Here is a 12,303-nt window from a genome sequence, read left to right on the forward strand (position 1 = left end):
GTCCGCGAGGTCGAGAAGCGCGCCCGCCGGCTGACGCTGATGGAACTGACCGAGCGCACCTGCAAATGGCCGATCGGCGACCCGGCGACCGACGATTTCTGGTTCTGCGGCCTCGGATCGCTGCCGGGCAAGCCCTATTGCGAGGCGCATGTCGGCGTGGCCTTCCAGCCGATGAGCGCGCGCCGCGACCGTCGCCGCTGAGGACGGGCCGGGTGGGGGCGCCGCCCCCGTCCGCTGACGCGGACTCCCCCGGGATATTTGGAAACAGAAGATGGGAAGGGCCGTGCCCTTCCCTTCGTCGTCAGGGGCGGATGCGCCCGGCCATGGCAGGGACAGCATGAGCGCCAACCCCCCGAACCTTCGCCCCGATCTGGCGCCCGCCCCGGTATTCGCGGGCGACGCGCCTCTGGCGGCCCGTGCCGGACAGCCGCGCATCGGCATGGTCAGCCTCGGCTGCCCCAAGGCGCTGGTGGACAGCGAGCGCATCCTCACCCGGCTGCGGGCCGAGGGCTATGCGATCAGCCCGGATTACCGGGGCGCGGATGCGGTGATCGTCAATACCTGCGGCTTTCTCGACAGTGCCAAGGCCGAAAGCCTCGACGCGATCGGCGAGGCGCTGCGCGAGAATGGCAAGGTTCTGGTGACCGGCTGTCTGGGGGCGGAACCCGACTACATCACCGGCGCGCATCCGCAGGTTCTGGCCGTGACCGGCCCGCATCAGTACGAGGCGGTGCTGGATGCGGTGCATCGCGCCGTGCCGCCCGCGCCCGACCCGTTCGTCGACCTCTTGCCCGCCACCGGGGTCAGCCTGACGCCGCGGCACTACAGCTATCTGAAGATTTCCGAGGGCTGCAACCACAAGTGCCGGTTCTGCATCATCCCCGACATGCGCGGCCGGCTGGTCAGCCGCCCCGCCCATGCGGTGATGCGCGAGGCGGAAAAGCTGGTCGAGGCGGGAGTGCGGGAACTTCTGGTGATCAGCCAGGACACCTCGGCCTACGGGCTGGACCTGAAACATGCGGTCAGCGCCGGGCGCGGCGGGCGCGAGCACCGGGCGCATATCACCGACCTCGCCCGCGACCTCGGCAGCCTCGGGGCCTGGGTGCGGCTGCACTATGTCTATCCCTATCCGCATGTGCGCGACCTGATCCCGCTGATGGCGGAAGGGCTGGTCCTGCCCTATCTCGATATCCCGTTCCAGCATGCGGACCCGGCGGTGCTGAAGCGGATGGCGCGGCCCGCCGCGGCCGCGCGGACGCTGGACGAGATCGCCGCCTGGCGGTCGGTCTGCCCCGACCTCGTGCTGCGCTCGACCTTCATCGTGGGCTATCCCGGCGAGACGGAAGAGGAGTTCCGGACGCTGCTCGACTGGCTGGACGAGGCGCAGCTGGACCGGGTCGGGTGCTTCAAATACGAGAATGTCGCCGGGGCGCGGTCGAACGCCCTGCCCGATCACGTGCCCGAAGAGGTGAAGCAGGACCGGTGGGAACGCTTCATGGAGAAGGCGCAGGCGATCTCGGCGGCGAAGCTGGCGGCAAAGGTCGGCAGCCGGCAGCAGGTGCTGGTCGATGCGGTGGATGGCGAGGGCGCGACCTGCCGGACCATGGCCGACGCGCCCGAGATCGACGGCAACCTGTTCATCGACGAGGGGTTCGAGGGGCTGGCGCCGGGCGATCTGGTGACGGTCGAGGTCGAGGAGGCCAGCGACTATGACCTGTGGGGGCGCCCCGTCGCCTGACCGCGTCCCGTAGACCGCGCGGAGCGGGCGGCGCCCCCCGGAATCGGGACGGGCCCCCGGAGGGGCCCGCCAGCGGCGCGTGGCCGCGAGTGACGCGTACGGATCAGATCCAGTAGGGCGTTGCACCGTAATAGCTGAAATAGCCTTCTTCCCAGGTCCGGTCGCGGCGCCAGTCGTCCTGACGGCGGGGCGCGCCTTCCAGCTGTTCCCGGGTGATGTCGGTCACATAGCCGTCGAGCGAGGTGTCATAGCGCAGCTTGCTCCACGGGATCGGGTGATAGTCCTCGCCCATCCCCAGGAAGCCGCCGAAGCCCATCAGGGCGTACGCCACCTTGCCGGACTGCTTGTCGATCATCAGTTCCTCGACATGGCCCAGCTTCTCGCCATCGGGGCTGAAGACACGGGTGCCGTTGACGTCCTTGGACGAGATCTGCGGGTCGGGCCGATTGTGTTCCATGGTGGATCCTCCTTCCGGGGTCAGTCGGAGAATCAACTTTCGCCGCCCGGCCTTGTTCCGCGGACCGCATCCGGTCGGCGCCCTCTGGCCGGCGGATCAGTCTGCCGTGACGGGCGCTACGGCGGCCCCTTGCGCAAGCCGGCCCATAAGGTCGCCGTTCCGGCAATAGGCGGGCGGCGCGGCGGCCCCCGTTTCTTGCCGCTCGGCCAGCCAGCGGTGGCAATCGCCGGGCTCGGCGCAGCCGGTGCAGGCCATGACCGCGTCGCGCCAGTCCTCGGCCGTCAGCCGGCCGTCAACCATCGCCTGCATCAGGTCGATGCCCAGCGTCCGGGCCATCTGGCTGACCAGCCCCGCATGTTCGTTCAGCTTGCGCCCGCCGCACATCCTCGCCTCCTCCGGCCATCCGCATGGCCGCCAGCATCGGCCCTCCGGCAGGGGCGCGCCTTGACCCATATCAAGCCGCACAGAGCGCGCGCAGCCGCGCGCGATCCGCGTCCAGCTGCAGCGCCGCCTCGGCCTGGGCCAGCGCCGCGGTGGACTGCACGCGGGCGGCCTCCGCCATCTGCCCCGGGGCGCAGGCCGCCAGCGCCGCCAGCGCCTTCTGCAGGCGCATCTGCACCTCGATCATCGCGGCGCCGTCGCGGGCGATCGGCGCGAAGGCATCCTCGATCAGGTCGGCGGGGTCCAGCAGCGGCACATGCACCCGGTCGTGGCGCAGCGGCGCGGGCGGGCGCGGGGCGGCATAGTCCACCAGCAGGCGCAGGGCGCGGCCGATGACGTCGATTGCGGTGCCGGGATCGTTGACGGCAGGGGACAGCGCCCGCTGCGCGATCTCGGCCAGTACCGACAGGCCGAAGCGCGGATCGGTGTCGAAGGTGCGCTGGTCGCCGAGGGTGAAGGCCCCGCGCACCGCCTGTTGCAGGTCGTCGTCGCAGGGGCCGGTGATCCGGGCCAGATCCGCCGCCGGATGGACGAAGGCCCCGGGCAGCGCCACGACGAAGATTTCGGACCCCAGCCGCTCGGCCGCGGCCTGCAGCGCCGGCACGTCGAGGTGCTGGACATAGCCGACGCCGGCCCCCGCCCCGGCCAGCGGCCGCACCGCCACGCCCGACACCGGCGCGCGCGCCCCGACATCCATGGGCCGCCCGCCCATCGCAGGCGAGCCGGCCCGCGCCGCCAGCGCCGCCGCCGCGGCCTGTTCCACCCGCGCGGTAGTATGGGCGACGCGGCCGAAGCGGGTCAGATGCTCGATCCAGCGCATCATGGTGAAGACGATCACCCCCACCACCGCCATCGACACGACATACAGCACCAGCCGCCCGCGTTCGCCGTAGATCCCCGCCTGCAGCGCGATGATCCCCACCAGCGAAAAGATAAAGGCGCCGAGGAAGGTCGCCAGCGCCGTCTGGGTGGTGCGGTCCTGCATCAGCAGTTGTACCGCCCGCGGCGTCACCCCGCTGGAGGCCCCGGCAAAGGCCTGCACCATCACCGACAGCGAGAAGGTGGTGACCGTCAGCATCGACGAGGCGAGGATGCCGAGGATCGAATCGACCGCGTCGGCGCCGATGCTGGCGCCCAGATCCTCGGGCAGCCAGGGCGCCACCATGAAGCCCGCCAGCGCCGCCGCGACCGAGACCGCGGAAAAGAGCAGTGCCTTCACCCATAGCTGGCGGGCAGCGCGCGCCAGTCTCCAGAACAGTTGCGATGGCATGCGACCTGCGCCCCCCGATCCTGCGGACCCCGTGTCCGGCCGGCGCCCGCCGGCCCGGCAGCCCCGTCCGACCCAAGCGGCGCCCGCCCGTGCCGGTTCCGTCAGATCCGCCGCCCGGCCCGCAGGTCCGCCACCGTGCGCGCCACCAGGTCCATCCGCTGCGCATTGGGCGGGTGCGAGCCGAGGAAGTCGTTCCCCGGATCCGGCAGGCGCGCGAAGAAGCGCGACCCGCGTTCCGGATCGAAGCCCGCGTCCCAGGCGATCACCGTGCCCAGCCTGTCAGCCTCGAGTTCGTAATTCTTGGCATAGACCCGGCCGCCCAGACCTGCGCCCAGATCCTGCGCGGTGCGGATCCCGGCCTCGTCATAGCCATAGGCCGCGGCCAGCCCGCCGAAGATCACCGCCGCCGCCGCCATCGACTGCTGCTGGCGGGGGATGTGGCCCGCGATGTGATGCGCGGCCTCGTGGCCCATGACGAAGGCCAGTTCGTCGATATTGCGCGCCTCGGCGATCAGGGCGAGGTTGAAGGCCACCACCGGCCGGCCGGCCTCGTCCAGCGTCTGGAAGGCGTTCGGGTCCTGCCCCGGCCGGTCATCGACGACGATCTGGAAATCGCAGTTCACGTTGCGGGTGCGGGCGCGGCATTCCTGTTCGATCGACGGCTCCATCCGGCGCACGACGGTAACGAAGTTCTGCGCCGCCTCGCGCACCGGCAGGGGCGGGCTGTCATCGGGCAGCAGCACGGGCACCGGGCCCGGCACCGTCGCGGGCGGCGGCGGTGCCGCCGCGACGCAGGCCGACAGCAGGGCCGCGGCGAGAGGCAGCAGGCCAAAGCGCGGCAGGCGAGGGCGCGGCAGTCGGATCGGCAGGGCAGGAAGAACGGGCATCGGCAGATGGGCTTCCGCTGGGCTGGTAGGGGCGTGCGAGGGGCCGGAAGGGGCGACCGCGGGCGAAAATAGCCGCCGCGCCCGGTCTGCGGAAGATGCGTTGCAAGGGGTTGGCCCCACCTCACGCGGGGGTGATGCGGCGGCGCCCGAAAGCGCCGCTTTCGATGCCGGCCGGGGGTGCGGATCCGCCCCGGGGCTGGCATGATCGGCCGCAGGCGGACGCAACGGCGAGCGAAAGGAGCCCCCCATGTTCAGCATCGAGCACGATTTCGACGCGACGATCATCACGCTGGTGGACGAGGGATCGGTGAACCTGCAGGAGGATGTGACGATCCAGAGCTTCGAGGATTGCGTGACCGTCCAGCAGTTCGATCCGCGGCTGGACGAGCCGGTGACGATCACCCTGTCGCTGGCGCAGGTGCGCGAGCTTGCGGCGGCGCTGAACCTGCCGGAGGGCGTCTACCGGCTGAAGGCGGTGCGGCAAGGCTAGTCGAGCCGGAACAGCTTGTCCCGCGCGGTGGCGCCGCGGACCAGCACCAGCCGCGACTTGGCGATGCCCAGGGCCTCGGCCAGCAACTCCTGCACGGCGGCGGTGGCGCGGCCGTCCTCGGGCACGGCGGTCACCGCGATCTTCAGCGCGCCGCCCTCCAGGCGGACGATGTTGCGCGCGGCGCGCGGCGTCACCCGCACGGCGAACTCCGCGCCCGGCACGGCGAGATGCCCCAGTTCGCCCTTCTTCATCCGCCCCACCCGACTGCCCGGCCTTTCCCCTGCCCTAGCCTGCCGCTAGGCTCCGCGCCAGCGCCCGATGCCGCCCGAGGGAGAGTGCCATGACCACCGCCTTTCTGACCGATGAACGCTGCTTCTGGCATGGCGGCGGCGCCTATGCGTTCACCCTGCCGGTGGGCGGGCTGGTCCAGCCGGGCGCCGGGCTGCCCGAAAGCCCTGAGACCAAGCGCCGCCTGCGCAACCTGCTGGAGGTGACGGGCCTGCTGCGCGAGATGGCGGTGTCCTCGGCCCCCGAGGCCCGGCGCGAGGATCTGCTGCGCGTCCATCCCGCCGCCTATCTGGACCGGTTCCGGGCGGCCTCGGAGGCGGGCGGCGGCGAATTCGGGCCGCGCGCCCCCTTCGGCCCCGGCGGCTATGACATCGCGGCGCTGTCGGCGGGGCTGGCGATGGCCGCGCTGCGGCAGGTGCTGACCGGGCAGGCGCGGAACGCCTATGCACTTTCCCGGCCGCCGGGGCATCACTGCCTGCCGGAATTGCCCAATGGATTCTGCCTTTTCAACAATATCGCCGTTGCCATCCGGGCGGCGCAGGCGGAAGGGCTGGCCCGCCGGATCGCGGTCATCGACTGGGACGTGCATCACGGCAACGGCACCGAGGCGATCTTCTACGACGACCCCGAGGTGCTGACGATCTCGATCCATCAGGACCGCAACTACCCCACCGACAGCGGCGCGGCGCTCGACCGGGGCGCCGGGCGCGGGCACGGCTTCAACGTCAACCTGCCGCTGCCGCCGGGCTGCGGCCATGTCACCTATCTCGAGGCGATGGACCGGATCGTGCTGCCGCTGCTGGCGCGGTTCCGCCCCGAGGCGATCGTCGTCGCCTGCGGATACGATGCCTCGGCGGTCGATCCGCTGGGCCGGATGCTTGCCACCGCCGACACCTTCCGCGAGATGACGCGGATGGCCCGCGCCGCGGCCGAGGAGCTGTGCGGCGGGCGGCTGGTTCTGGTGCATGAGGGCGGCTATTCCGAGGCCCATGTGCCCTTCTGCGGCCATGCGGTGCTGGAGGAACTGACCGGCAGCGCCTTTCGCGCGCCCGATCCGCTGGCCGAGGTGCTGGCGGCGCGGCAGCCCGGACCGGCGGCGCAGGCCTTTCAGTCCGGGCAGGTCGCGGAACTGGCGGCCCTGTTCCTTTGACGCTGTTCCCCTGACGCTGTTCCCCCTGACGGGCGCTTGCGCTTGCCCGCGCCTCGGGCAAACAGTGGCGCCAACCGCAAAGGAGCCGCCATGCCGCATCCGAACCCCCATGCCGTCGACTTCCTGCTGGCGCGCCGCTCGCGCCCGGCCAAGACCCTGACCGGCCCCGCCCCGGATCGCGTCGCGCTGGAACCGATCCTGACCGCCGCGCTGCGCGTGCCCGACCACGGCAAGCTGGAACCGTGGCGGCTGATCGTGCTGGAACGGGCCGCGCTCGACCGGGTGGCCGAGGTCGCGGCCCGGCGGGGCGAGGCGCAGGGCCTGCCCGAGGAGCAGACTGCCAAGGGCGTGTCGCAATTCCGCGAAAGCCCGCTTTGTGTGGCGGTGGTCGCGGTGCCGCGCCCCACCGACAAGGTGCCGGAATGGGAACAGCTGCTGTCGGCCGGCTGCGTCTGCCTGAGCCTCGTCAACGCCGCGCTGGCCTCGGGCTGGGGTGCCTGCTGGCTGACGGGCTGGCCCGCCTATGACGCAGGCTTCCTGACAGACGCGCTGGACCTTGCGCCCGGCGAACGGATCGCGGGATTCGTCCATCTGGGAACCGAAGGCGCGGTGCCGCCCGACCGGCCCCGCCCGGACCTCGCCGCCACGGTCCGCTGGGTGTCGGCATGATCTTCGGCAGCATCCTCGCGGCCCTTCGCCAGATCCCCGACCCGCGCTTCCTGCGGGTGCTGCTGGCCGGGATCGGGCTGACCCTGCTGCTGCTGGCGGGCTGCTATGCGGGCTTCGTCTGGCTGGTGCAATGGCTGACGCCCGACAGCTTTACCCTGCCCTGGATCGGGCCAGTGACCTGGGTGGACGACCTGCTGTCCTGGGCCTCGGTCGCGGTGATGATCGCGCTGTCGGTCTTCCTGATGGTGCCCGTCGCCTCGGCCTTCACCGGGCTGTTCCTCGACCGGGTGGCGGCGGCGGTCGAGGCGCGGCACTACCCGCATCTACCGCCTGCCAAGGGTCTGGGCGTCGTCGAGGGGCTGGCTGACGCGGCGGGGTTCCTGGGCGTGATCCTGCTGGTGAACGCGCTGGCGCTGCTGGCGCTGTTCTTCGTGGGGCCGCTCGCGCCGATCCTGTTCTGGGCGGTGAACGGCTATCTGCTGGGGCGGGAGTATTTCCAGCTGGCCGCCGCGCGGCGGATCGGCACGCAGCAGGCGGCGCTGATGCGGCAGCGGAACATGGGCCGGATCTGGCTGACCGGGGTGCTGATGGCGGCGCCGCTGACGATCCCGCTGGTTAACCTGACGGTGCCGGTGCTGGGGGCCGCGGCCTTCACGCATCTGTTCCACCGGCTGGCCGCGGCCGAAGCCCGCTGAGCAGCGATCGCGGCCATGACCACCCCGCTGATCCTGCTTGGCCTGTCCCTCGCCGCGCTCGCCGCCGCCGTCGCGATTCCGGGCCTGTCGGACCTCGTGCTGCTGGCCGCGCCCTCGGCCCTGGCCAGCCTGTGGCTGCTGCTGCGGGCGGCCTTGGGCAAGGACCGCCGGAAATGGATCGTGGTCGACGGCTCGAACGTGATGCACTGGAAGGACAACACCCCGCGGATCGAGACGCTGCGCGAGGTTCTGGCCCGGCTGATCCGCCACGGCTATACGCCCGGCGTGGTCTTCGACGCCAATGCCGGCTACCTGATCTCGGGGCGGTATCTGGACGACGGGGCGCTGGCGCGGATGCTGGACCTGCCCGCCGACCGGGTGCTGGTGGTGCCGAAGGGCAGCCCGGCCGATCCCGTGGTGCTGGCCACCGCCCGCGACCTCGGCGCCCGTATCGTCAGCAACGACCGCTTCCGCGATTGGGCCGAGGGTCACCCGGAACTGCAGGAACCGGGCTGGGTCGTGCGCGGCGACTATCGCGACGGCACGTTGCGGATGGACCTCGGCTGAGCCCCGCGCGGTCAGCCGCCGGTGGCGGGGGCCGGCGCGCTGTACCAGCCGCCGCCCGGCCCCATCCGGTGGAACCAGTCCAGATCCTGCACCGTGACCGCGCCGGACAGGATCACCGCCGCCAGCACCGCCCAGATCCCGGTGGCCCAGATCGTCGTCAGCCGCGCCTTGCGCCCGACGACCGCCCCCGCCGGGGCCGAGGCCGGCGTGCCCGGCACCACCTCGCCCGCCTCGGCCTGGGTGGTGAAGCGCAGCGGCAGCACCACGAACAGCGTCATGAACCAGCAGACGGCGTACAGCACGACGGCGGCGGTGATCGTCATCAGACCTGCTCCAGTTCCAGAAGGCAGCCGTTGAAATCCTTGGGATGCAGGAACAGCACCGGCTTGCCATGCGCCCCGATCTTCGGCGTGCCGTCCCCCAGCACCCGTGCGCCTGCCCCCGTCAGCCGGTCGCGCGCGGCGAGGATGTCATCGACCTCGTAGCAGATGTGGTGGATGCCGCCGGCCGGGTTCTTGTCGAGAAAGGCCGCGATGGGCGAGCCCTCGCCCAGGGGATGCAGAAGCTCGATCTTCGTGTTCGGCAGTTCGATGAACACCACCGTCACCCCATGTTCGGGCAGGGGCTGCGGCGCGCCGACCTCGGCCCCCAGCGGGCCGCGATACTGCTCTGCCGCCGCCGTCAGGTCCGGCACGGCAATGGCGACGTGGTTCAGGCGTCCGATCATGTTCTCTCTCTCCCCCGGGACGGGGGGGTTATCCAACGGCCGGGGCAGGCCGCGCAAGGGGCAGCAGGGTCGCGGCCCCTCTGCCCGGGTCGCGCGGCGTTTACTCGCCGTTAGCCAGCGCCGCCGCCTACTGCGACTCGCCGCCCCGGCCCGCGCGGCGCCAGCAGAGGAGACCGGATGATGACCGACGACCCCTTCGCCCCGCTCTCGCCGCCCCGGCCGCAGGGCGACCGGCCCCTCGCCGGCCTGACCGTGCTGCTGGTCGAGGACAGCCGGCTCGCGTCGGAGGCGGTGCGCCTGCTGTGCCTGCGCTCGGGCGCGCGCATCCGCCGGGCGGATACGTTGAAGGCGGCGCACCGGCATCTGGCGACCTATCGCCCCGCGGCGGTCATCGTCGACATGGGCCTGCCCGACGGGTCGGGGGTCGAGCTGATCCGCCTGCTGACCGCCCTGCCCCAACCGCCGGCGATCCTCGCCACCTCGGGCGATGACGCGGTGGAGACGGCGGCGCTGGCGGCAGGGGCCAACGGCTTCCTGCCGAAGCCGGTGGAAAGCCTCGCCACCTTCCAGACGGCGATCCTGTCGGCACTACCGGCGGCGCAGCGTCCGCGCGGGCCGCGCGAGCTGGACGATGACCGGGTGCAGCCCGATCCGCTGGCCCTGCGCGAGGATCTGGCGCTGGCGGCGGACCTGCTGGCGGGGCGCGGCGCGACCGGCCCGGAAACCGGCCGCATCGCCTATGTCGCCATGTTCCTGGGCGGGGTCGGGCGCAGCTCGCATGACCTGCAACTGACCCGCGCCGCCGAAACCCTGCGCCGCAACCTCGCCCGCGGCGGCCCGGTCGAGGCCGACCTGTCGGGACTGTCCGCCCTGGTCCAGGCGCGGCTTTCGGCCGAGGCGGCGGCGATCTAGCGCAGCTCCGCCAGCACCGGGTCCGAACTGACCCGCACCAGCGCCGTCAGGTCCGACAGCCGCTCGATCTGCGCGCCCTCGGCGGTGAAGTTGCCGGGGTCCAGCCAGACGCGGAACGCCTCGGCCAGCGCCGGCCAGTCCTGATCGGTGATCGCGAACCAGGCGGTGTCGCGGTTGCGGCCCTTGACCACCGCCGCCTGCCGGAACGTCCCCTCATAGCTGAAGCCCAGCCTCTGCGCCGCCCGCCGCGACGGCAGGTTCAGCGCGTCGCATTTCCATTCATAGCGGCGGTAGCCCGCGGCGAAGGCCCAGTCCATCATCAGCCACATCGCCTCGGTCGCCGCGCGCCCGCGCTGCAGTTCGGGCGCGAGGTTGATGTGGCCCACCTCGATCGTGCCCTGTGCGGGCGTGATCCGCAGCCAACTGGCCACCCCGCCCAGATGGCCCGTCGCAAGGTCGCGGATCGCATAGAAGAACGGGTCCGCCTGCCCCGCCATCTCGCGCGCCCAGCGGTGATAGGTCGCGGCCGAGGCGAAGGGGCCATAGGGCAGGTAATCCCAGATCGCGTCATCGGCGGAATTGGCACGGAACAGGTCGGCGGCATGCGCCTCGGCATCCAGCCGTTCCAGCCGGGCATGACGCCCCTCCAGCACATCCGGCCCCGGCGCCGCAGGCGGCCTCCATCCCGGCAACAGCTCTCCGAACCTGCGCTGCATCGTCGACCCCGCTCACCCTGTCGCGGGCGATCCTAGGGCCGAAAAACCGCGCCGTCACGGGGGGATGAGCGACCGGCGCTCCGATCCGGCCGGGCCGGCTACAGCAGCAGGCCCGGGTCCGAGCCCATGTCCAGCCCGGGGAACAGCGTGGCCTCGATCAGCGCCCGGTCGAAACCGAACATCCCCCGCATCGTCCACCCGGCCCAGGCCCGCACATCCGAGGTGGGCATCAGGTCGCGCCGGTCATAGAGGTCGGCCTCCGCCAGCCCCGGCCATTGCCCGAGGACGCGCCCGCCCTTCAGCGCGCCGCCCGCCATCAGCATCGCGCCGCCGGTGCCGTGATCGGTGCCCTGGGTGCCGTTCTGCCGGGCGGTGCGGCCGAATTCCGTCATCGCCAGAACCGCCGTCCTGCCCCAGACCGGCCCCAGATGGTCGCGCAGCGTAACCAGCGTCTCGGCCAGCCGCGCCAGCCCGCCCTTCAGCGCATTGGCCTGATTGCGATGCGTGTCCCAGCCCCCGATCGAGAAGGTGGCGATCCGCGTCTCGCCCCTCAGCTGCGCCGCCGCGAATTCCGCCAGCCGCAGCGGCTGTGCATTGGCATTGGGTCCGATCGATTCCGAGGCATTCGCGGCGCTCAGCTCCACCGCCTGCGCCACCGCCTCGCGGAAGGCGGGATCGTCGTGATACACATGGTCCAGCAGCCGCACCGCCTGGTCCGAGATCTCCAGCCGCGCGGCGGGCGCCCAGCTGGACGCGGGCGCGGGACCGGCAAGGATGCGCATGTCGTCCGACCCCACCGCGAAGGCGGTGCGCGAGGTGACGCCCGGCATCGCCTGCAGCATCCGGTTCAGCCAGCCATCGCGCCGCGCCTCGGCCGCGACATCCATGCCGGTCCCGGCCTCCAGCAGGTCCTGCCCGTCGAAATGGCTGCGCTTGTCACGGTAGGGGGTCGAGGTGGCGTGCACGAAGGCCAGTTCCCCCGCCTGCCACATCGGCATCAGCGCGGTCAGCCCCGTATGCATGGCGAAGCGGCCGTCGAGGTCCAGCGCCGCCTCCGGGCCCGATCCCGGCGGCAGCGCGAGCCCGGGGCGCAGCGCGGCGAAGTCCGGGTCGCCCCAGGGCTGCAGGATGTCGAGCCCGTCCGCCGCCCCGCGCAGGATGATCACCACCAGCCGGTTGTCGCCCGGCGCGCCGGCGAAGGTCGCGGTGGTCAGCCAGGGATGTGCGGCGGCCGAACAGCCGATCAGCGTCGCGCCCTTCAGGAACAGTCGGCGGGTCGTCGGGTCCATCGGAACC

17 protein-coding genes are annotated in these 12,303 nt (G+C 71.9%); 8 read left to right on the forward strand and 9 right to left on the reverse strand.

What is annotated here, in order from left to right:
- Together EEY80_RS00005 and rimO are read left to right on the forward strand one after the other, a co-directional pair.
- The coding region (locus EEY80_RS00005) for a GcrA family cell cycle regulator (protein ID WP_328590470.1) at positions 1–201 on the forward strand (201 nt) is incomplete at its 5' end.
- Positions 202–337: 136 nt separating this feature from the next.
- A complete protein-coding gene (gene rimO / locus EEY80_RS00010; RefSeq protein WP_126974521.1) occupies positions 338–1,738 on the forward strand; it encodes a 30S ribosomal protein S12 methylthiotransferase RimO in 1,401 nt (466 codons plus the stop codon).
- Positions 1,739–1,841: 103 nt separating this feature from the next.
- Here rimO and EEY80_RS00015 read toward each other — a convergent pair whose 3' ends face one another.
- The 4 genes from EEY80_RS00015 to EEY80_RS00030 all read right to left on the reverse strand — a co-directional run bounded on the left by EEY80_RS00015 (position 1,842) and on the right by EEY80_RS00030 (position 4,793).
- The gene (locus EEY80_RS00015) at positions 1,842–2,195 is read right to left on the reverse strand and encodes a PRC-barrel domain-containing protein (protein WP_126974522.1); all 354 of its coding nucleotides are present in this window, start codon (positions 2,193–2,195) and stop codon (positions 1,842–1,844) included.
- A gap of 96 nt (positions 2,196–2,291) precedes the next feature.
- Positions 2,292–2,579, reverse strand: a complete 288-nt coding sequence (locus EEY80_RS00020) for a DUF6455 family protein (RefSeq protein ID WP_126974523.1) — start codon at positions 2,577–2,579, stop codon at positions 2,292–2,294.
- A gap of 70 nt (positions 2,580–2,649) precedes the next feature.
- The gene (locus EEY80_RS00025; protein ID WP_126974524.1) at positions 2,650–3,906 is read right to left on the reverse strand and encodes a DUF2254 domain-containing protein; all 1,257 of its coding nucleotides are present in this window, start codon (positions 3,904–3,906) and stop codon (positions 2,650–2,652) included.
- 101 nt (positions 3,907–4,007) lie between these two features.
- Positions 4,008–4,793 carry a M48 family metalloprotease gene (locus EEY80_RS00030; RefSeq protein WP_126974525.1) on the reverse strand — a complete coding sequence of 262 codons (786 nt, stop codon included), beginning with the start codon at positions 4,791–4,793 and terminating at the stop codon, positions 4,008–4,010.
- A gap of 247 nt (positions 4,794–5,040) precedes the next feature.
- Here EEY80_RS00030 and EEY80_RS00035 point away from each other — a divergent pair, with 247 nt between their 5' ends.
- A complete protein-coding gene (locus tag EEY80_RS00035) occupies positions 5,041–5,283 on the forward strand; it encodes a hypothetical protein (protein WP_126974526.1) in 243 nt (80 codons plus the stop codon).
- Here EEY80_RS00035 and EEY80_RS00040 read toward each other — a convergent pair.
- Positions 5,280–5,534 (reverse strand): DUF167 domain-containing protein, encoded by a 255-nt coding sequence (locus tag EEY80_RS00040; RefSeq protein WP_126974527.1) that lies wholly within the window; start codon positions 5,532–5,534, stop codon positions 5,280–5,282. The two genes, EEY80_RS00035 and EEY80_RS00040, sit on opposite strands and share 4 nt — an antisense overlap.
- An 89-nt stretch (positions 5,535–5,623) precedes the next feature.
- Here EEY80_RS00040 and EEY80_RS00045 point away from each other — a divergent pair, with 89 nt between their 5' ends.
- From EEY80_RS00045 to EEY80_RS00060, 4 genes are all read left to right on the forward strand, one after another.
- Positions 5,624–6,721, forward strand: coding sequence for a class II histone deacetylase (locus EEY80_RS00045; protein ID WP_126974528.1), 1,098 nt, complete (start codon positions 5,624–5,626; stop codon positions 6,719–6,721).
- Positions 6,722–6,811: 90 nt separating this feature from the next.
- Positions 6,812–7,390: a nitroreductase family protein gene (locus tag EEY80_RS00050; RefSeq protein ID WP_126974529.1), complete on the forward strand. Its 579-nt coding sequence runs from the start codon at positions 6,812–6,814 to the stop codon at positions 7,388–7,390.
- Positions 7,387–8,085: an EI24 domain-containing protein gene (locus tag EEY80_RS00055; protein WP_126974530.1), complete on the forward strand. Its 699-nt coding sequence runs from the start codon at positions 7,387–7,389 to the stop codon at positions 8,083–8,085. Before EEY80_RS00050 ends, EEY80_RS00055 begins: the two co-directional genes overlap by 4 nt.
- A 15-nt stretch (positions 8,086–8,100) precedes the next feature.
- Positions 8,101–8,652 (forward strand): NYN domain-containing protein, encoded by a 552-nt coding sequence (locus EEY80_RS00060; protein ID WP_126974531.1) that lies wholly within the window; start codon positions 8,101–8,103, stop codon positions 8,650–8,652.
- 11 nt (positions 8,653–8,663) lie between these two features.
- On the opposite strand, the gene EEY80_RS00065 is transcribed toward EEY80_RS00060, so the two are convergent.
- Together EEY80_RS00065 and mce are read right to left on the reverse strand one after the other, a co-directional pair.
- A complete protein-coding gene (locus tag EEY80_RS00065; RefSeq protein WP_126974532.1) occupies positions 8,664–8,975 on the reverse strand; it encodes a DUF1467 family protein in 312 nt (103 codons plus the stop codon).
- A complete protein-coding gene (mce, locus tag EEY80_RS00070) occupies positions 8,975–9,379 on the reverse strand; it encodes a methylmalonyl-CoA epimerase (protein ID WP_126974533.1) in 405 nt (134 codons plus the stop codon). Before mce ends, EEY80_RS00065 begins: the two co-directional genes overlap by 1 nt.
- Positions 9,380–9,556: 177 nt before the next feature.
- Between mce and EEY80_RS00075 the strand changes: the two genes are divergently transcribed.
- Positions 9,557–10,291 carry a response regulator gene (locus EEY80_RS00075; RefSeq protein WP_126974534.1) on the forward strand — a complete coding sequence of 245 codons (735 nt, stop codon included), beginning with the start codon at positions 9,557–9,559 and terminating at the stop codon, positions 10,289–10,291.
- Here EEY80_RS00075 and EEY80_RS00080 read toward each other — a convergent pair.
- Positions 10,288–11,007, reverse strand: a complete 720-nt coding sequence (locus EEY80_RS00080; protein WP_126974535.1) for a GNAT family N-acetyltransferase — start codon at positions 11,005–11,007, stop codon at positions 10,288–10,290. The genes EEY80_RS00075 and EEY80_RS00080 overlap by 4 nt on opposite strands.
- Before the next feature lie 98 nt (positions 11,008–11,105).
- On the reverse strand, positions 11,106–12,296 hold the full coding sequence (locus tag EEY80_RS00085; RefSeq protein WP_126974536.1) for a DUF1501 domain-containing protein: 1,191 nt from the start codon (positions 12,294–12,296) through the stop codon (positions 11,106–11,108).
- Positions 12,297–12,303 lie beyond the last annotated feature (7 nt).

Origin of the sequence: Frigidibacter oleivorans (genome assembly GCF_003993775.1) — a bacterium.
GTDB classification, from domain to species: domain Bacteria; phylum Pseudomonadota; class Alphaproteobacteria; order Rhodobacterales; family Rhodobacteraceae; genus Frigidibacter; species Frigidibacter oleivorans.

What these genes read in the sequence shown, in the direction of transcription:
- rimO (WP_126974521.1), top strand. Translation starts at nt 338, where the DNA reads ATGAGCGCCAACCCCCCGAACCTTCGCCCCGATCTGGCGCCCGCCCCG.
- EEY80_RS00015 (WP_126974522.1), bottom strand. Translation starts at nt 2,195, where the DNA reads ATGGAACACAATCGGCCCGACCCGCAGATCTCGTCCAAGGACGTCAAC.
- EEY80_RS00020 (WP_126974523.1), bottom strand. Translation starts at nt 2,579, where the DNA reads ATGTGCGGCGGGCGCAAGCTGAACGAACATGCGGGGCTGGTCAGCCAG.
- EEY80_RS00025 (WP_126974524.1), bottom strand. Translation starts at nt 3,906, where the DNA reads ATGCCATCGCAACTGTTCTGGAGACTGGCGCGCGCTGCCCGCCAGCTA.
- EEY80_RS00030 (WP_126974525.1), bottom strand. Translation starts at nt 4,793, where the DNA reads ATGCCCGTTCTTCCTGCCCTGCCGATCCGACTGCCGCGCCCTCGCCTG.
- EEY80_RS00035 (WP_126974526.1), top strand. Translation starts at nt 5,041, where the DNA reads ATGTTCAGCATCGAGCACGATTTCGACGCGACGATCATCACGCTGGTG.
- EEY80_RS00040 (WP_126974527.1), bottom strand. Translation starts at nt 5,534, where the DNA reads ATGAAGAAGGGCGAACTGGGGCATCTCGCCGTGCCGGGCGCGGAGTTC.
- EEY80_RS00045 (WP_126974528.1), top strand. Translation starts at nt 5,624, where the DNA reads ATGACCACCGCCTTTCTGACCGATGAACGCTGCTTCTGGCATGGCGGC.
- EEY80_RS00050 (WP_126974529.1), top strand. Translation starts at nt 6,812, where the DNA reads ATGCCGCATCCGAACCCCCATGCCGTCGACTTCCTGCTGGCGCGCCGC.
- EEY80_RS00055 (WP_126974530.1), top strand. Translation starts at nt 7,387, where the DNA reads ATGATCTTCGGCAGCATCCTCGCGGCCCTTCGCCAGATCCCCGACCCG.
- EEY80_RS00060 (WP_126974531.1), top strand. Translation starts at nt 8,101, where the DNA reads ATGACCACCCCGCTGATCCTGCTTGGCCTGTCCCTCGCCGCGCTCGCC.
- EEY80_RS00065 (WP_126974532.1), bottom strand. Translation starts at nt 8,975, where the DNA reads ATGACGATCACCGCCGCCGTCGTGCTGTACGCCGTCTGCTGGTTCATG.
- mce (WP_126974533.1), bottom strand. Translation starts at nt 9,379, where the DNA reads ATGATCGGACGCCTGAACCACGTCGCCATTGCCGTGCCGGACCTGACG.
- EEY80_RS00075 (WP_126974534.1), top strand. Translation starts at nt 9,557, where the DNA reads ATGATGACCGACGACCCCTTCGCCCCGCTCTCGCCGCCCCGGCCGCAG.
- EEY80_RS00080 (WP_126974535.1), bottom strand. Translation starts at nt 11,007, where the DNA reads ATGCAGCGCAGGTTCGGAGAGCTGTTGCCGGGATGGAGGCCGCCTGCG.
- EEY80_RS00085 (WP_126974536.1), bottom strand. Translation starts at nt 12,296, where the DNA reads ATGGACCCGACGACCCGCCGACTGTTCCTGAAGGGCGCGACGCTGATC.